This window comes from Streptomyces sp. NPDC002588, from assembly GCF_040295925.1.
Lineage (GTDB): Bacteria > Actinomycetota > Actinomycetes > Streptomycetales > Streptomycetaceae > Streptomyces.
Genome location: NZ_JBEOWF010000004.1, coordinates 24,450 through 42,006, shown reverse-complemented (window position 1 = coordinate 42,006; position 17,557 = coordinate 24,450). Strand labels below are relative to the sequence as shown.

The 17,557-nt window shown below is 71.6% G+C and carries 11 protein-coding genes; 8 read left to right on the top strand and 3 right to left on the bottom strand.

The features are described 5' to 3' along the window. Positions 1-161 precede the first annotated feature (161 nt). From ABT057_RS06110 to ABT057_RS06095, 4 genes are read left to right on the top strand one after another with little or no spacing between them, the layout of a single operon-like run. The gene (locus ABT057_RS06110; protein ID WP_352341263.1) at positions 162-2,348 is read left to right on the top strand and encodes a WD40/YVTN/BNR-like repeat-containing protein; all 2,187 of its coding nucleotides are present in this window, start codon (positions 162-164) and stop codon (positions 2,346-2,348) included. Continuing rightward, positions 2,348-4,315, top strand: a complete 1,968-nt coding sequence (locus ABT057_RS06105) for a beta-galactosidase (protein ID WP_352341262.1) — start codon at positions 2,348-2,350, stop codon at positions 4,313-4,315. The genes ABT057_RS06110 and ABT057_RS06105 overlap by 1 nt, the downstream gene beginning before the upstream one ends. Next, a complete protein-coding gene (locus ABT057_RS06100) occupies positions 4,312-6,498 on the top strand; it encodes a glycosyl hydrolase family 95 catalytic domain-containing protein (RefSeq protein ID WP_352341261.1) in 2,187 nt (728 codons plus the stop codon). The genes ABT057_RS06105 and ABT057_RS06100 overlap by 4 nt, the downstream gene beginning before the upstream one ends. A 36-nt stretch (positions 6,499-6,534) precedes the next feature. Further along, positions 6,535-7,248 carry a glycoside hydrolase family 12 protein gene (locus tag ABT057_RS06095; RefSeq protein ID WP_352341260.1) on the top strand — a complete coding sequence of 238 codons (714 nt, stop codon included), beginning with the start codon at positions 6,535-6,537 and terminating at the stop codon, positions 7,246-7,248. A 27-nt stretch (positions 7,249-7,275) separates the two neighbouring features. On the opposite strand, the gene ABT057_RS06090 is transcribed toward ABT057_RS06095, so the two are convergent. From ABT057_RS06090 to ABT057_RS06080, 3 genes are all read right to left on the bottom strand, one after another. Continuing rightward, positions 7,276-8,457 carry a sulfotransferase family protein gene (locus tag ABT057_RS06090; protein ID WP_352341259.1) on the bottom strand — a complete coding sequence of 394 codons (1,182 nt, stop codon included), beginning with the start codon at positions 8,455-8,457 and terminating at the stop codon, positions 7,276-7,278. A gap of 117 nt (positions 8,458-8,574) precedes the next feature. Beyond that, complete coding sequence (locus ABT057_RS06085; RefSeq protein WP_352341258.1) at positions 8,575-10,623, bottom strand: glycoside hydrolase family 31 protein; 2,049 nt, start codon at positions 10,621-10,623, stop codon at positions 8,575-8,577. 54 nt (positions 10,624-10,677) lie between these two features. Further along, complete coding sequence (locus ABT057_RS06080; RefSeq protein WP_352341257.1) at positions 10,678-11,694, bottom strand: LacI family DNA-binding transcriptional regulator; 1,017 nt, start codon at positions 11,692-11,694, stop codon at positions 10,678-10,680. 269 nt (positions 11,695-11,963) lie between these two features. On the opposite strand from ABT057_RS06080, the gene ABT057_RS06075 reads away from it, so the two are divergent. The 4 genes from ABT057_RS06075 (at position 11,964) to ABT057_RS06060 (ending at position 17,498) form a co-directional block, all read left to right on the top strand. Then, complete coding sequence (locus tag ABT057_RS06075) at positions 11,964-12,773, top strand: GH12 family glycosyl hydrolase domain-containing protein (protein ID WP_352341256.1); 810 nt, start codon at positions 11,964-11,966, stop codon at positions 12,771-12,773. Positions 12,774-12,895: 122 nt separating this feature from the next. After that, the gene (locus tag ABT057_RS06070) at positions 12,896-14,833 is read left to right on the top strand and encodes an acyl-CoA dehydrogenase family protein (RefSeq protein ID WP_352341255.1); all 1,938 of its coding nucleotides are present in this window, start codon (positions 12,896-12,898) and stop codon (positions 14,831-14,833) included. A gap of 89 nt (positions 14,834-14,922) precedes the next feature. Continuing rightward, positions 14,923-16,197, top strand: coding sequence for a 1-deoxy-D-xylulose-5-phosphate reductoisomerase (dxr, locus tag ABT057_RS06065; RefSeq protein WP_352341254.1), 1,275 nt, complete (start codon positions 14,923-14,925; stop codon positions 16,195-16,197). Continuing rightward, entirely contained in the window at positions 16,194-17,498 is a 1,305-nt protein-coding gene (locus ABT057_RS06060; protein ID WP_352341253.1) for a M50 family metallopeptidase, read from the top strand. The genes dxr and ABT057_RS06060 overlap by 4 nt, the downstream gene beginning before the upstream one ends. Positions 17,499-17,557 lie beyond the last annotated feature (59 nt).

Genomic DNA, 17,557 nt, shown 5'->3' with positions numbered 1-17,557 from the left:
TAGCTGCGGGCAGTCGTGCCTCCCCCAGTGCCTCAAGGGCCTGGGGGGACCCCCAGGGCAGCACGGGTGGGCGCAGCGGCACCCGCCGGCGCGGCGAGCGATACCCCACCCCCCCCGCCCAGCCCCCCCACGTCCACTTTCCACGACCCCCGAGGTACCCCATGCACGTCACCCGCCGCACCGTCCTCGCCGGCACCGCGGCAGCCGCCGCGCTCACCGCCCTCCCCGCCGCGCAGGCAACCGCAGCCACCGCCGACGGCACCCCCGCCTACCGCTGGCGCAACGCCGTCATCGGCGGCACCGGCTTCGTCACCGGCGTCCTCTTCCACCCCGCCGTCCGCGGCCTCGCCTACGCCCGCACCGACATCGGCGGCGCCTACCGCTGGGACGACAGAGCCGCGAGATGGACCCCCCTCACCGACCACCTCGGCTGGGACGACTGGAATCTCCTCGGCGTGGAGGCCCTCGCCGTCGACCCCGCGCACCCGGACCGCCTCTACCTGGCCCTCGGCACCTACGCCCAGTCCTGGGCCGGCAACGGCGCGGTCCTGCGCTCCGAGGACCGCGGCGCCACCTGGGCCCGCACCGACCTCACCGTGAAGCTCGGCGGCAACGAGGACGGCCGGGGCACGGGCGAGCGCCTCCTCGTCGACCCGAGGGACAGCGACACGCTGTGGCTGGGGACGCGGCACGACGGGCTCCTCAAGTCGACCGACCGGGGCGCCACCTGGGCGGCCGCCGACGGCTTCCCGGGCACCCCCACCGCATCCGGCCAGGGCGTCACGCTCCTCGTCGCCGCCGGCCGCACCCTCTACGCCGGCTGGGGAGACTCCGACGGCACGGCGGGATCCCCGAACCTCTACCGGACCACCGACGGCACCACCTGGGAAGCCGTACCCGGGCAGCCCACCGGCGCCTCCGCCAAGGTCCCGGTCCGCGCGGCCCACGACCGCCACACGCGCGAGCTGTACGTGACGTACGCCGACGCACCCGGTCCCAACGGGCAGTCCGACGGCAGTGTGCACCGGCTGGCTACCACCAGCGGCAAGTGGACCGACGTGACCCCGGTCCGGCCCGCCGGCGGTGACACCTTCGGCTACGGCGGCGTCGCCGTGGACGCCTGCCGCCCCGGCACCGTCGTCGTCTCCACCAACAACCGCTGGTCGGCGGTCGACACCCTGTACCGGACCACGAACGGCGGCCGCACCTGGACGTCGCTGAAGGACTCGGCGGTCCTCGACGTGTCCGAGACCCCGTTCCTCACCTTCGGCGGCGACCAGCCCAAGTTCGGCTGGTGGATCCAGGCCGTCGCCGTCGACCCGTACGACTCGCAGCACGTCGTGTACGGCACCGGCGCCACCCTCTACGGCACCCGCGACCTGAAGCACTGGGCGCCGCAGATCCGCGGCCTGGAGGAGACCTCCGTACGTCAGCTGATCTCGCCCCCGACCGGGCAGGCGCACCTGATCAGCGGACTCGGGGACGTCGGCGTGATGTACCACGAGCGGTTCACGGCCTCGCCGTCCCGCGGCATGGCGACGAACCCGGTGTTCGGGACGGCGACGGGTCTCGCCCAGGCGGCGGCCAGACCGTCGTACGTCGTGCGCACCGGCTGGGGCGACCACGGCAACGGCGCCTACTCCCACGACGGCGGCAAGAGCTGGGCGCCCTTCGCGGCGCAGCCCGCCCTCGCCAAGGACGCCCCGGGGCCGATCGCCGTCAACACCGACGGCAGTGTGCTGCTGTGGACCTTCGTGCACTGGGACGGCACCAAGTACCCCGCCCAGCGCTCCACGGACAACGGCGCGACCTGGTCCGAGGTCGCCTCCTTCCCCAAGGGCGCCACCCCGCTCGCCGACCCGGCCGACCCGACCCGCTTCTACGCGTACGACACCGACACCGGAACCCTGTACGCCAGCACCGACGGTGGTCTCACCTTCACCGGCCGCGCGAGCGGACTGCCCGCCGGCGACAGCCAGTTCCAGCTGGCCGCGGCCCCGGGACGCTCCGGCGACCTGTGGCTGAGCACCAAGTGGAACGGCCTGTACCGGTCCACCGACGGCGGGGCGACCTTCACCAAGCTGACCAGTTGCTGGGCGTCGTACACCCTCGCCTTCGGCAGGGCCGCCGACGGCGCCGACTACCCGGCGGTCTACCAGGTCGGCTCGACGGAGGCGATCACCGCCGTGTACCGCTCCGACGACGGTGCGAAGAGCTGGGTGCGGATCAACGACGACCGGCACCAGTGGGGCTGGATCGGCGCGACCATCGCCGCCGACCCGCGCCGCTACGGCCGCGTCTACATCGCCACCAACGGCCGGGGCATCCAGTACGGGGAGCCTGTGTAATGCCGAACCTGGGGGACGCCACCCGCGGCCGCATCCTGTTCGGCGGCGACTACAACCCCGAACAGTGGCCCGAGGAGACCTGGCACGAGGACGTCCGGCTGATGCGCGACGCCGGCGTCAACTCCGTCACCCTCGGCGTCTTCTCCTGGTCGAAACTCGAACCCCGGCCCGGGGCACGGGAGTTCGGCTGGCTGGACCGGCTGATGGACCTGATGCACCAGAACGGCATCGGGGTGGTCCTCGCCACCCCCACCTCCTCCCCGCCACCCTGGCTCGGCCGTCTCCACCCCGACTCCCTGCCCCGCACCGAGGACGGCCGGATCGAGTGGTGGGGCGGCCGCCAGCACTTCTCCCACTCCAGCTCCGCCTACCGCAGCCACGCCGCCGTCATCACCGAGGAACTGGCCGGCCGTTACGCCGGGCACCCCGCCCTCACCATGTGGCACATCAACAACGAGTACTGCACGGCCGACCACGGGGACGAGGCGGCCGCCCGCTTCCGACGCTGGCTGCGCGCGAGGTACGGCACCCTCGACGCCCTCAACTCCGCCTGGGGAACCGCGTTCTGGAGCCAGGGCTACGACAGCTGGGACACCGTCCTCCCGCCACGCACCCCGCACTACCTGCGCAACCCCACCCAGCTGCTGGACTTCCGGCGCTTCACCTCCGACATGCTCCTGGAGTGCTACACCGCCGAGCGGGACATCGTCGCCCGGCACACCCCGCACATCCCGGTCACCACCAACTTCATGCCACTGTTCTTCGGCCAGGACGCCTGGCGCTGGGCCGAGGAGGAGGACGTCGTCTCCGTCGACCTCTACCCCGATCCGCGCGACCCCCTCGGCCCCCAGCACGGCGCTCTGGTCCAGGACCTGACCCGCTCCCAGGCGCGCGGCCCCTGGATGCTGATGGAGCAGGCCGCCGGTCCCGTCAACTGGCGCGGCGTGAACCACGCCAAGCCCCGTGGACTCAATCGCCTCTGGTCCCTCCAGGCCGTCGCCCGCGGCGCGGACGCCGTCTGCTACTTCCAGTGGCGCCAGTCCCGCCAGGGCGCCGAGAAGTTCCACTCCGGGATGGTCGGCCACGCGGGAGAGCGGGGGCGTACCTTCCAGGAGGTCAAGCAACTGGGTGCCGAACTCGTCGCCATCGGCGGTGAAGTGACGGGCACTCATATCCAGGCGGACATCGCGGTCCTGCACGACTGGCACGCCTGGTGGGCCGGCGCCCAGGACGGCCGCCCCTCCGCGCACGTCGACCACCCGGCCGTGCTCCACTCCTGGCACCGCGCCCTCTGGGAAGCCCACCTCACCACCGACTTCGCGCACCCGGAGCACGACCTCACCCGCTACGGACTGGTCGTCGTCCCGCAGTTGTACGCGATGACGGACGCCGCGATCGACAACCTCGTCGCCTACGTGAGCGCGGGCGGCACCCTCGTCTCCGGCTTCCTCACCGGCATCGCCGACGAGGACGACCGCGTCCGCCCCGGCGGCATGGATCCGCGCCTGCGCGAGCTGTTCGGCATCGACGTGCTGCACGAGTGGTGGCCGCTGGAGGCGGGGGAGACCGTCGAGGCCGACGGCCTGCGCGGGACCCTCTGGTCGGAGGAGATCGAGCCGGCCGAGGGGGCCACGGTCGAGGCCGCCTACCGGGGCGGCGAACTCGACGGGCTGCCCGCCGTGCTGCGCCGGGACCGCGCCTGGTACGTCTCGACGCTCCCCGAACCCGACGCCCTGCGCGCCCTGCTCGCCCGCGTCGCGGCGGACGCCGGCGCACGGCCCGTCCTCGAAGACCTCCCGCGGACGGTCGAGGCCGTACGGCGGGGCGAACTGCTCTTCCTCCTGCACCACGGCCGCGAGCCGGTGACCGTGGACGTGCCGGGCACCCACACCGACCTGCTCACCGGCGACAAGATCACCGGCCGGGTCACCCTCGGCCGCCACGGCGTGGTGGTGTTGCGCCCATGAACACCATCCACGGCACCTGGGAACCCCGCCCCGCCACCCGCTGGGAGGACGCCTTCCTCAGCGGCAACGGCCGGCACGGCACCCTCGCGTTCGGCGATCCGAACGACGACCGTGTCATCGTCACCCACCACACCCTGGTCCGTCCCAACGGCTCCGAGCACGCCCGCCCGCCGCGACTCGCCGCCGGACTCCGCTCCCTCCAGGACCGGTTGCTGGCCGGAGAGCCCACCGCCGCCGAGGACTTCACAGACCACCGCCCCCTCCAGTGGGTCCAGCCCTTCCACCCGGCCTTCCAGACACGACTGCGCAGCACGCCGCCCGCCGAGCCGGCGCACGGCTACCGCCGCTGCGTCGACTTCACCACCGGCGAGACCACCGCCTGCCGCACCGACTGGACCAGCCGGGTCTTCGTCTCCCGCGCCGACGACGTGATCGTCCAGCAGGTCACCACCCCCGACCTGGACATCTCCCTGGACCACCGGCTCCCCGGCGCACCCGCCGGCCTCGCCGTCGGCCACGGCGCCGTCCTCACCCCGCACGGCGCCCTGCTCACCCTGCGCGCCCGCTACCCCGACAGCGACCGCGCGTACACCGGCGTCACCCTCGTCGTGGTCACCGGCGGCCGGACGGAGCTCAGCCTCCCCGGTGTACGGATCACCGGCGCACGGTCCGTGCTCCTGCTCACCCGGGTCCGCCGCCACACCGGCGAACTCGACGTGGCCGAGGAGCAGCGCGCCCTCACCGACCTGCCGCACCGCTACGACGACCTCCTCGACCGCCACCTCGCCCTCCACCGCACCGCCTACGACCGCGTCACCCTCGACCTCCACGCCGACCCCGCCGAACGCGCCCTCCCCGGCTCGGAGTTGCTCGAGCGGCCCCGCAGCGCGGCCCTCCTGGAACGCCTCTTCGCCGCCGGCCGCTACCACCTGCTCTCCTCCGCCGGCCTCAACCCGCCCCGGCTGACCGGCCTGTGGACCGGCGACTGGGACACCGCCTGGTCCGGCGCGTTCACCAACGACGCCAACGTCAACCTCCAGACCGCCTCCGCCACGGCCGCCGCCCTGCCCGAGGCGACCGACGCCCTCGCATCCCTGATCCACCGTCAGCTCGACGACTGGCGGGAGAACGCCAGTGCGGTCTTCGGCGCCCGGGGCGTGGTCGCGCCCGCGCACACCGACGGCGAGTCCGGGCTGACGTACCACTTCAGCCGCGAATACCCGCTGCACCTGTGGACCGCCGGAGCCGACTGGCTGCTGAAGCCCCTCGTCGACCACGACGAGGCCCGCGGCGCCCGCGACCCGCGCACCACCGCCGCCCTCGCCGAAGTCGCCCTGTTCTACGAGGACTTCCTCACCCGCACGGACGCGGACGGCCACCTGGTCGTCGTCCCCTCCTACTCGCCGGAGAACCGCCCCGCGAACGCCGGGTGGGGCACCCTCAACGCGGCCATGGACCTCTCGGCCGCCCGGCACGCCCTGCGCACGGCGGCCGACTACCACCCGGGCCCGGACGCCGACCGCTGGCGCGCCCTCGCCGACCGCCTCCCGCCGCACCGGATCAACGCCGACGGCGCCCTCGCCGAATGGGCCTGGCCCGGCCTCGAGGACACCTACGACCACCGCCACCTGAGCCACCTCTACGGCGTCTGGCCGCTCGACGAGATCAACCCCCACGACACCCCGGCCCTCGCCGCCGCCGCCCACCAGGCCCTCGAACTGCGCGGCGCAGAGAACGACTCCGCGCACGGCCACCTCCACCACGCCCTCATCGCGGCCCGGCTGCGGGACGGCGACCGCGTCGCCCACGCCCTCTCCCAGGTCCTCGACGGGGACTTCTTCCACGCCTCCCTGATGAGCGCCCACTACCCCCACCGCGACGTCTACAACGCGGACGCCGCCCACACCCTGCCGGCCGTGCTGATCGAGGCGCTCGTCCACTCCACGCCCGGCCGGCTGGTGCTGTTCCCCGCACTCCCGCCCGCGCTGCCGGCGGGTGAACTGCGGGGCATCCGCACCCGGTTCGGCGCCGGAATCGACCTCGCCTGGGGCCCCGAAGGCGCCACGGCGGTCATCCGGCCCACCCGCACCCACCGCATCGAACTCCGGACTTCCGCCGGCGACGCGGAGCCGCTCGACCTCGTCGCCGGAGAAGACCGCGTCCTCACCCTGGGGCCGCGGTAGCCCGACCACCTCCCCCCCACCCATGGAAGGGACACCATGGCAACACGCACGCTCAGCAGGGTCGGCAAGGCCCTGCTCGCCCCCGCCCTCGCGCTCGGCGCCACCGTCGGCCTCGCCGCCGCCCCCGCCTCGGCGGCCGTCTGGAGCTCCTGCGAGCAGTACGGCAACACCAGCCTGAACGGCTACACCCTCTACAACAACATCTGGGGCTCCGGCGCCGGAACCCAGTGCTTCTGGGCCAACTCCGGTACCAACTGGGGCGTCTGGGCCAACCACCCCAACACCGGCGGCATCAAGTCCTACCCCAACTCCAAGAAGGTGATCAACAAGACGATCACCTCGCTCGGTTCGCTGACCGGCAGCTACAACGTCACCGTCCCGTCCTCCGGCGCGTACAACACGTCGTACGACATCTGGGACACCGACTACGACTACGAGATCATGCTCTGGGTCAACAAGACCGGAGCCGTCGGCCCCCTCGGCACCTCGCAGGGGAACCTGACGCTCGGCGGTCACACCTGGACCGTCTACAAGGGCAACAACGGCGCCAACGACGTCTTCTCCTTCGTGCGCACCTCGAACTCCACCTCCGGCACCGTGGACATCCTCCCGATCCTGAAGTGGATCAAGGACACGAAGGGCTGGTTCGGCAACGAGACCATCGGAGACGTGCAGTTCGGCTTCGAGATCACCTCGTCGTCCGGCGGCCTCGACTTCCAGACCAACAGCGAGACGGTGAGCAGCAGCTGACGTCCGGGCCGAGGCCGGCCGGTGCGCCTACGCGCGGTCGACCTCGGCCCGCAACGCGTTGTAGTCGGCGAAAGCCGTGTCGACGTCCGAGCGGGTCAGGCCGTAACGGGCCAGGTCGTAGCGGTGCGGCCGGGTGCCCTTGGGGCGGGAGGCCACCTCGGGGAGCCGGGCCGCGTCGGCGTCGGTCCAGCGGGCGCCGACGGCGGCGTAGAGCTTGGGGGCGCCGGACGCCGGGTCGGAGCCGAGCCAGGAGTACGGGACGTCGATCAGCGCCTCCGGGGGGATCCAGGCGCGGGCGGCGAGGCCCCGCGTCATGGACCGGCTCAGCAGCTCCAGCCAGGTGGCGCCGAGCTCGTGGAGGTCCAGCGGGCGCAGGGTGATGGCCATGCCGTGCTCGATCAGGCTGCAGAACGACGGCACGACGGCGGCCGGATCGCGGTGCGTCCACACGATCGTCGCGTCGGGGAAGACGGAGAGCAGCGCCTCGAGGTTCTCGGTGTGCAGCGGGGACTTCAGCACCCAGCGGCGGCGCGGGCGGCCGTACTGCAGGACCTGGTAGATCTGCTTCAGATAGGCGTAGTCGGCGGTGAAGTCCCGTGCGTAGTGCCGCGCCTGGTACTCGGGGATGCGGGCCTGGGACAGCGGCATGATCGTGTGCGGGAGGGCGAAGGTGCACTCGTCGGGGCCCTCCGCCGTCATCGGGTGGATGTCGCGGTAGCGCGGGGAGAACAGGTTGATCGCGCCGACCATCGTCCGCGCGGCCGTGACCGCCTTCTTCCGCTGCTCGGGCGTCCCCTCCAGGTCCGGCGTCAGCAGTTCCCACAAGCGGGGACATCGGTGCTGCTCGGACAGGGACAGCACACCGTGGGTGAGGGTGGTGGCGGTGCGCGGGAGACCGACGACGAACACCGGCCGCTCGACGGGCTCCCGGACGATCTCCGGGTGCTCGGCGATCAGCCGCCGGATCCGGGCGCGGTTGGCCAGGTGCCGGCGCACATGGCCCTGCGCCGACCACCAGCCGACCGGGGTGAGGCGCTCGTCCCGGGCCCAGTGGCGGAGCAGGAACCGGAACTCGGCGGTGAACTCGGCGTCCGCCGGTCCCGCTTGTGCGGCCAGGCGGTCGAAGGCGCGGTCGGGGGTGCGGCGGGACCCGAATCCGGGCCTGAGCAGGAGATTGGCCAGCGTGAGGGGGAGGGGGCCGGAAGCCACGGTGGCAGTCCTTTCACGAGCGGACGGGGCAGGGTTAGTGCCCCCTCAACTGCCCCTCCATGCAGCGGAGTTGATTCATTTACCGCTCGGTAACCGGTCCGACCCCTCCCGCCGCCGCTATTCGGCCACGGGCAGCCGCGCGTCGTCCCGCAGGAACAGCGGGATCCGCTCCAGGGGGGCGTCGACCGTCACGCTCGTACCGCCCTCGTACGTCTCACCCGTCCACGCGTCCGTCCAGGTCGCGCCCGCCGGGAGGTGGGCCGTCCGGGTCGTGGCACCCGCCGTGAGCACCGGGGCGACCAGCAGGTCCCGGCCGAACAGGTAGGCGTCGTCGACCGACCAGGCCGCCGGGTCGTCGGGGAACTCCAGGAACAGCGGCCGCATCGGCGGCAGCCCCTCCTCGTGGGCCTCCCGCATGACCTGGAGGACGTACGGCTTCAGCCGCTCGCGCAGCCGCAGGTACTTCTCCAGGACCGCGCCCGCCTCCTCCCCGTACGACCACACCTCGTTGGGGCCGCCGGTCATCTCCGGGCCCAGCGGCATGCCCGGGTCACGGAAGCCGTGCAGGCGCATCAGCGGGGACAGGGCGCCGAACTGGAACCACCGGACCATGACCTCCCGGTACGCCGGGTCCTCCGGGTCGCCGCCGTGGAAGCCGCCGATGTCCGTGTTCCACCAGGGGATGCCGGAGAGGGCCGTGTTGAGGCCGGCCGCGATCTGCCGGCGCAGGGTCGGGAAGTCGGTGCCGATGTCACCCGACCACAGGGCGGCGCCGTAGCGCTGACTGCCCGCCCACGCCGAGCGGTTGAGGGTGACGACCTCCTCGCCCTCGGCGCGCAGGCCCTCGTGGAAGGTACGGGAGTTGTCGGCCGGGTAGAGGTTGCCGACCTCCAGGCCCGGCCCCGCCCAGTAGCGCAGGTTCTCCTGGAAGCCGGGCTTCAGCTCCGGCTCGCAGGCGTCCAGCCAGAAGGCCGTGATCCCGTACGGGACGAGGTAGTTGTCCCGGATCTTCGACCACACGAACTCCCGGGCCTCCGGGTTCGTCGCGTCGTAGAAGGCCACCTGGACCGTCGACGCGACCCCCTTGTCCGGCCAGTCCGCGTGCGCCATCGGGCCGTACTGCGTGCCGATGAAGTAGCCGCGCTGTTCCATCACCGGGTGGTTCTCGCTCAGCGGTGACACCGACGGCCAGACGCTGACCACCAACTTGATGCCCAGCTCGTCCAGTTCACGGACCATCGCCGCAGGGTCCGGCCACTCCTCGAGGTCGAACTTCCACTCGCCCAGGTGCGTCCAGTGGAAGAAGTCGCAGACGATCGCCGAGATCGGCAGCCCGCGGCGCTTGTACTCCCGTGCCACGGAGAGGAGTTCGTCCTGTGTGCGGTAGCGCAGCTTGCACTGCCAGAAGCCCGCGGCCCACTCCGGCAGCATGGGCGTGCGGCCGGTCACCGCGCTGTAGCGGCGCTGGCCGTCGGCCGGGCTGCCCGCGGTGATCCAGTAGTCGATCTGGCGGGCGGAGTCGGCGACCCAGCGCGTGCCGTTGTGCGCGAGCTCGACCCGGCCGATCGCGGGGTTGTTCCACAGCAGGGTGTAGCCGCGGCTGGAGGAGAGCACCGGGATGCCGACCTCGGCGTTGCGCTGGACCAGGTCCAGCACCAGGCCCTTCTGGTCGAACCGCCCGTGCTGGTGCTGGCCGAGGCCGAACAGCTTCTCGTCCTCGTAGGCGGCGAACCGCTGCTCCAGCCGGTGGTGGCCGCCTCCGACGGCGGTGTAGAGGCGGGAGCCCGGCCACCAGAAGTGGGCGCGCTCCTCGGCGAGCACCTCGCTGCCGTCGTCCGTGCGCAGAAAGCGGATCAGGCCCTCGGCGCCGACCTCGACGGTCAGCCCGCCGACGGTCAGCCGCCCCTGCCCGTCCTCGATCTTGACCGTGTACGGCGTCGGCGGGGCGTCGTCGAGGAGCGCGCCCGGGAGCCCGTCGAGCACGGGGCCGCCGAGCCGGGCCCGCACCCGGACCGCGTCCGGGCCCCAGGGCTCGATGCGCAGTGTCTCCTGTCGGCCGCTCCACTCCAGCGCGCCGCCGCGCTCACGGAAGGTGCCGACGGTGGGCGACGACTGCGCGAGGCTGACCGTGCCGTGACTGGGCTGGTTTTCGGCAGGCTGATTCACGTGGGGTGCTCCCGAAAGGACGTGAGGGTGCCCGAAGGGCGTGGGAAAGCTGGGTCAGGAGGTGCCGGACGGCGCCGGACCCGAACTCGTCCGGACCGTCAACTCCGGTGCGATCAGCACGACTTCGTCCTCGCCCCGGCCGTCGAGCTTGGCGACCAGATGCTCCACGGCGTGCCGGCCCATCTCCTGCGCGGGGATGGCGACCGACGTCAGCCGCACCGAGGCCTGGACGGCGACCTGGTCGGGGCAGATCGCGACCACCGACACGTCCTCGGGCACGGCACGGCCCTGCTGGCGCAGCAGCGCGAGCAGCGGCTCGACCGCCGACTCGTTCTGGACGACGAACCCCGTGGTGTCCGGGCGCTCGTCGAGGATGCGGGCGAGCGTGGCGGCCATCGCGTCGTACCCGCCCTCGCACGGCCGGTGCAGCAGCCGTACACCCAACTCCCTCGACCGGGAACGGAGTCCGTCGAGCGTGCGCTCGGCGAAGCCGGTGTGCCGTTCGTAGACCGCGGGGGCCTCGCCGATGACAGCGATGTCGCGGTGGCCGAGCTTCGCCAGATGCTCCACGCACAGCGCGCCGGTCGCCGTGAAGTCGAGGTCGACGCAGGTGAGGCCGGAGGTGTCGGCGGGCAGGCCGATCAGGACCGAGGGCTGGTCGGTCGCCCGCAGCAACGGCAGCCGCCCGTCGTCGAGTTGGACGTCCATCAGGATCATGGCGTCGGCGAGCCCGCTGCCGGTGACCCGGCGCACCGCGTCGGGCCCCTCCTCGCCGGTGAGCAGCAGGACGTCGTAGCCGTGGGTGCGGGCGGTGGTGGCCACCGCGATGGCGATCTCCATCATCACCGGCACGTACATGTCGGTGCGCAGCGGGATCATCAGCGCGATGATGTTCGACCTGCTGCTGGCCAGCGCCCGCGCTCCCGCGTTCGGGTGGTAGCCGAGTTCGCGGATGCTCTCTTCGACCCGCTGCCGGGTGGTCGTGGAGATGGACCGCTTGCCGCTGAGGACATAGCTCACCGTGCTCGCCGAGACTCCGGCGTGCTGGGCGACCTCGGCGAGGGTGACCATCCAGCTCTCCAAGCTTTTGTGAAGCGCTTCGACAGTGCGCATTGCGAACACGGGCGGGTGAGGGTGGTTCGACAGTAGCCTCAGCGAAGGTGGGTGTCCATAGCCTGTCGAAGCGCTTCGACAACGAGTTGTGGCGGAATCGTGGAGAACGGTGCGCCCTGAGTATCACGGGCAAGCGCTCACCGGGGAGAGCCGAGGAGGACGGCAACCTTTTCCGCCCCGGCGGCCACTTGGGTGACGTCAGCACCGTCCGTCCCGGAAGGACCCCGATGCAGCACCGCCGCCCCCGTCTGTCGAAGAAGACGAAGACCCTGACCGCCGCCGCCGTGGCCCTCGCGGCCGCCGCCGGCGTCACCGTCGCCCAGGCGGGTGAGTCGAGCAAGAAGTGCACGGCCTTCGACACGATCACGCTCGGCAAGTACTACGTCAACAACAACCTCTGGGGCCAGGACAAGGGCACCGGCAGCCAGTGCGTCTGGGACAACTCCGCGAGCGGCGGCACCATCTCCTGGGGGACCGGTTACACCTGGGCCAACAGCAGCAAGGGCACCGACTCGGACGTGAAGTCGTACGCCTCCTCCGTCCTCGGCTGGCACTGGGGCTGGAAGGTCGACAAGGCGAAGACCGGGCTGCCGATCAGGGTCGGCGACCGCAAGAAGGTCACCGCGAGCTGGGAGTTCTCCCTCCCCGCCGACCCCGGCACCATGAACGTCTCCTACGACCTGTGGCTGCACGCCAAGAACACCGCGGACTGGCAGGACCAGCCCACCGACGAGATCATGATCTGGCTCAACCGCCAGGGCGGCGCCGGCCCGCTGGGCACCAAGTACGGCAGTGTCAGCCTGGGCGGCGCGATGTGGGACATCTACCAGGGCGACATCGGCTGGAAGGTGTACTCCTTCGTACGCCGCGCCAACACCACGAAGGCCACTCTCGACCTCGACGACTTCACCCAGGCACTCGTCCGGCGCAAGCTCCTCGGCAACGACAAGTACGTCTCCGGCATCGAGTCCGGAACCGAGGTCTTCAAGGGAACCGGCCGCCTGGACACCAGGTCGTACTCGGTCACCATCGGCTGAGGCGGCGCCGGTCGGGCGCGCGAAGGGTGGCGGGGTCATCCCGGATCGGGTACCAACGATCGAGTAGCACCCATCGGTAACCAATGTGGCCCGAGATCCCGATTCGCGGCGAGGTGAGCCTCATGTCCGCACCACCCCTCAAAAAACCCACCGTCACCGAGCGTGAGGCACGCCAGGTGGCGGAGGCCGCCCGGGAGCAGGACTGGCGCAAGCCGAGCTTCGCCAAGGAACTGTTCCTGGGCCGATTCCGCCTCGACCTCATCCACCCCCACCCGCTCCCCACCGACGAGGCCGTCCGGCGCGGCGAGCAGTTCCTGACCAAGCTCCGCGCGTTCTGCGAGACGAAGATCGACGGCGCGCTGATCGAGCGCGAGGCCCGGATCCCCGACGAGGTGATCAACGGGCTCAGGGAGCTCGGCGCCCTCGGCATGAAGATCGACCCCAAGTACGGCGGGCTCGGTCTCACCCAGGTGTACTACAACAAGGCGCTGGCCCTGGTCGGCTCGGCGAGCCCCGCGGTCGGGGTGCTGCTGTCGGCGCACCAGTCGATCGGCGTACCGCAGCCGCTGAAGATGTTCGGCACCCCCGAGCAGAAGCAGGCCTTCCTGCCGCGCTGCGCCACCACCGCCGTCAGCGCCTTCCTCCTCACCGAGCCGGACGTCGGCTCCGACCCGGCCCGCCTCGCCACCAGCGCGGTGCCCGACGGGGACGACTACGTCCTCGACGGGGTGAAGCTGTGGACGACGAACGGCGTCGTCGCCGACCTGCTGGTCGTGATGGCCCGTGTCCCGAAGAGCGAGGGGCACAAGGGCGGCATCACCGCCTTCGTCGTGGAGAGCGACTCGCCCGGCATCACCGTCGAGAACCGCAACGCCTTCATGGGCCTGCGCGGCATCGAGAACGGCGTCACCCGCCTGCACCGGGTCCGGGTCCCCGCCGCGAACCGCATCGGCCCCGAGGGCGCCGGACTGAAGATCGCCCTCACCACCCTCAACACCGGCCGGCTCTCGCTGCCCGCGTCCTGCGTCGCGGCCGGCAAGTGGTGCCTGAAGATCGCCCGCGAGTGGTCCACGGCCCGCGAGCAGTGGGGCAAGCCGATCGCCGACCACGAGGCGGTCGGCGCGAAGATCAGCTTCATCGCGGCCACCACCTTCGCCCTGGAGGCGGTGCTCGACCTGTCCTCGCAGATGGCCGACGAGGACCGCAACGACATCCGCATCGAGGGCGCCCTGGCCAAGCTGTTCGCCTCCGAGATGGGCTGGCGGATGGCCGACGAACTGGTCCAGATCCGCGGCGGCCGCGGCTTCGAGACGGCCGCCTCCCTGGCCGCCCGCGGCGAGAAGGCGGTCCCCGCCGAACAACTCCTGCGCGACCTGCGCATCAACCGCATCTTCGAGGGCTCCACGGAGATCATGCACCTCCTCATCGCCCGCGAGGCCGTCGACGCCCACCTCTCCGTCGCCGGCGACCTCATCGACCCCGACAAGTCCCTCCAGGACAAGGCGAAGGCGGGCGCGAACGCGGGCCTCTTCTACGCCAGGTGGCTGCCGAAGCTCGTCGCCGGACCGGGCCAGCTCCCGTCCTCCTACGGCGAGTTCAAGCACACCGGCGTGGACCTCTCGGCGCACCTGCGGCACGTCGAACGGCATGCCCGCAAGCTCGCCCGGTCCACCTTCTACGCCATGTCCCGCTGGCAGGGCCGGATGGAGACCAAGCAGGCCTTCCTCGGCCGGATCGTCGACATCGGAGCGGAGCTGTTCGCGATGAGCGCGGCCTGCGTCCGCGCCGAGCTGCTGCGCTCGCGCGGCGAGAACGGCGCCGAGGCCTACCGTCTCGCCGACGTCTTCTGCCGCCAGTCCCGGCTGCGCGTCGACGAACTCTTCACCCGCCTGTGGGCCAACACCGACGACGTGGACCGCAAGGTCGTCGAGGGCGTCCTCGCGGGCACCTACGAGTGGCTGGAACAGGGCATCATCGACCCCTCGGGCGAGGGCCCGTGGATCGCCGACACGACCCCCGGCCCCAGTGAACGGGAGAACGTCCACCGCCCGATCAGGTGATCCGTAGAACCCGGCACCCACGATGACGGGGTGTCCTCCTCGGGGGACACCCTGTCCCGCCGCACACCCGGTGCGGCCACAATGGGGGGATGAGCGACAGTCCAGCCCCCTCACGGCACGCCGCTGCCCTGGCCGACCCGCACCTCGTCTACGACCCCGTCGCGGGCGACGGTCCCAAGGACGTGGTGGTCCTCGGTTCCACCGGATCGATCGGCACCCAGGCCGTCGACCTCGTGCTGCGCAACCCCGACCGCTTCCGCGTCACCGGCCTGTCCGCCAACGGCGGCCGCGTCGCCCTCCTCGCCGAGCAGGCCCGCCGGCTGCGGGTGCGGACCGTCGCGGTCGCCCGCGAGGACGTCGTCCCGGCCCTGCGCGAGGCACTGCGCGCCGAGTACGGCGACGCGGAGCCGCTCCCCGAGATCCTCGCGGGACCGGACGCGGCCACCCACCTCGCCGCCTCCGACTGCCACACCGTCCTCAACGGCATCACGGGCTCCATCGGCCTCGCCCCCACCCTCGCCGCCCTGGAGGCGGGCCGCACCCTCGCGCTCGCCAACAAGGAGTCGCTCATCGTCGGCGGCCCGCTGGTGAAGGCGCTCGCCAAGCCCGGCCAGATCATCCCGGTGGACTCCGAGCACGCCGCCCTCTTCCAGTCCCTCGCCGCCGGCACCCGCGCCGACGTCCGCAAGCTGGTCGTCACGGCCTCCGGCGGACCGTTCCGCGGCCGTACGAAGGCACAGCTGGCGGACGTCTCGGTCGAGGACGCCCTCGCCCACCCCACCTGGTCCATGGGCCCGGTGATCACGATCAACTCCGCGACCCTCGTCAACAAAGGGCTGGAAGTCATCGAGGCGCACCTCCTCTACGACATTCCCTTCTCGCGGATTGAGGTGGTCGTGCACCCTCAGTCGTATGTCCACTCGATGGTTGAGTTCACGGACGGATCGACACTGGCCCAGGCGACGCCCCCCGACATGCGCGGGCCCATCGCCATCGGCATCGGCTGGCCGCAGCGCGTCCCCGACGCGGCGCCCGCCTTCGACTGGAGCACGGCGTCGACGTGGGAGTTCTTCCCGCTCGACAACGAGGCCTTCCCCTCGGTGAACCTCGCCCGCCACGTGGGCGAGCTCGCGGGGACGGCACCGGCGGTGTTCAATGCCGCCAACGAGGAGTGCGTGGAGGCGTTCCGCACCGGCGCCCTGCCGTTCAACGGGATCATGGAGACCGTGACGAGGGTCGTCGAGGAACACGGCACCCCGGCCACGGGAACTTCACTGACCGTGTCGGACGTCCTCGAAGCGGAGACCTGGGCGCGCGCCCGGGCACAGGAACTGACGGCGAAGACGGCGGAGGCCCGTGCATGACGACCCTGATGTTCATCGTGGGGATACTGGTCTTCTTCGTCGGCCTGCTCTTCTCGATCGCCTGGCACGAGCTGGGCCACCTCTCCACGGCGAAGCTCTTCGGCATCCGTGTGCCCCAGTACATGGTCGGCTTCGGCCCGACCATCTGGTCGCGGAAGAGGGGCGACACCGAGTACGGCGTCAAGGCGATCCCGCTCGGCGGCTACATCCGCATGATCGGCATGTTCCCGCCCGGTGAGGACGGCCGGATCACGGCCCGTTCCACCTCGCCCTGGCGCGGCATGATCGAGGACGCCCGCTCGGCCGCGTTCGAGGAGCTCCAGCCCGGCGACGAGACCCGCATGTTCTACACGCGCAAGCCGTGGAAACGGGTCATCGTCATGTTCGCCGGCCCGTTCATGAACCTGATCCTCGCGGTCGGCCTGTTCCTCACCGTGCTGATGGGCTTCGGCATCCAGCAGGAGACGACCACCGTCGGCTCGGTCTCCCCGTGCGTCATCTCGCAGAGCGAGAACCGCGACAGCTGCAAGTCGACCGACAAGGCCTCCCCGGCCGAGGCCGCGGGCCTGAAGAAGGGCGACAAGATCGTCTCCTTCGGCGGTGTCCGCACCGACCAGTGGGACACGCTGTCCGACCTCATCCGCGACAGCGCGGGCAAGGACGTGGCGATCGTCGTCGACCGCGGCGGCAAGGACGTCACCCTGCACGCCACCATCGCCACCAACCAGGTCGCGAAGAAGGACAGCTCCGGCGCCTACGTCCAGGGCGAGTACGTCAAGGCCGGCTTCCTCGGCTTCAGCGCGGCCACCGGCGTGGTCCAGCAGGACTTCGGCCAGTCCGTGGAGTGGATGACCGACCACGTCGGCCAGGCCGTCGACTCCCTCGTCGCCCTGCCCGGCAAGATCCCCGCCCTGTGGGACGCCGCCTTCGGCGACGGCCCGCGCGAACCGGACTCCCCGATGGGCATCGTCGGCGCCGCCCGGGTGACCGGCGAGATCGCGACCCTCGACATCCCCGCCTCCCAGCAGGTGGCGATGTTCGTGTTCGTCCTCGCGGGCTTCAACCTCTCCCTGTTCCTCTTCAACATGCTCCCCCTCCTCCCGCTCGACGGCGGCCACATCGCGGGCGCCCTGTGGGAGTCGCTCCGCCGCAACCTCGCGCGCGTCCTGCGCCGCCCGGACCCGGGCCCGTTCGACGTGGCGAAGCTGATGCCGGTGGCGTACGTGGTGGCGGGCATCTTCGTCTGCTTCACGGTCCTGGTCCTGATCGCGGACGTGGTCAACCCGGTGAAGATCTCCTAGCCGTACGGCGTCGAAGGCGGCCCGGCATCACCGATGCCGGGCCGCCTTCCATTGGGTGG

Coding starts and splice junctions, on each gene's coding strand:
- ABT057_RS06110 (WP_352341263.1), top strand. CDS start 162: ATGCACGTCACCCGCCGCACCGTCCTCGCCGGCACCGCGGCAGCCGCC.
- ABT057_RS06105 (WP_352341262.1), top strand. CDS start 2,348: ATGCCGAACCTGGGGGACGCCACCCGCGGCCGCATCCTGTTCGGCGGC.
- ABT057_RS06100 (WP_352341261.1), top strand. CDS start 4,312: ATGAACACCATCCACGGCACCTGGGAACCCCGCCCCGCCACCCGCTGG.
- ABT057_RS06095 (WP_352341260.1), top strand. CDS start 6,535: ATGGCAACACGCACGCTCAGCAGGGTCGGCAAGGCCCTGCTCGCCCCC.
- ABT057_RS06080 (WP_352341257.1), bottom strand. CDS start 11,694: ATGGTCACCCTCGCCGAGGTCGCCCAGCACGCCGGAGTCTCGGCGAGC.
- ABT057_RS06075 (WP_352341256.1), top strand. CDS start 11,964: ATGCAGCACCGCCGCCCCCGTCTGTCGAAGAAGACGAAGACCCTGACC.
- ABT057_RS06070 (WP_352341255.1), top strand. CDS start 12,896: ATGTCCGCACCACCCCTCAAAAAACCCACCGTCACCGAGCGTGAGGCA.
- dxr (WP_352341254.1), top strand. CDS start 14,923: ATGAGCGACAGTCCAGCCCCCTCACGGCACGCCGCTGCCCTGGCCGAC.
- ABT057_RS06060 (WP_352341253.1), top strand. CDS start 16,194: ATGACGACCCTGATGTTCATCGTGGGGATACTGGTCTTCTTCGTCGGC.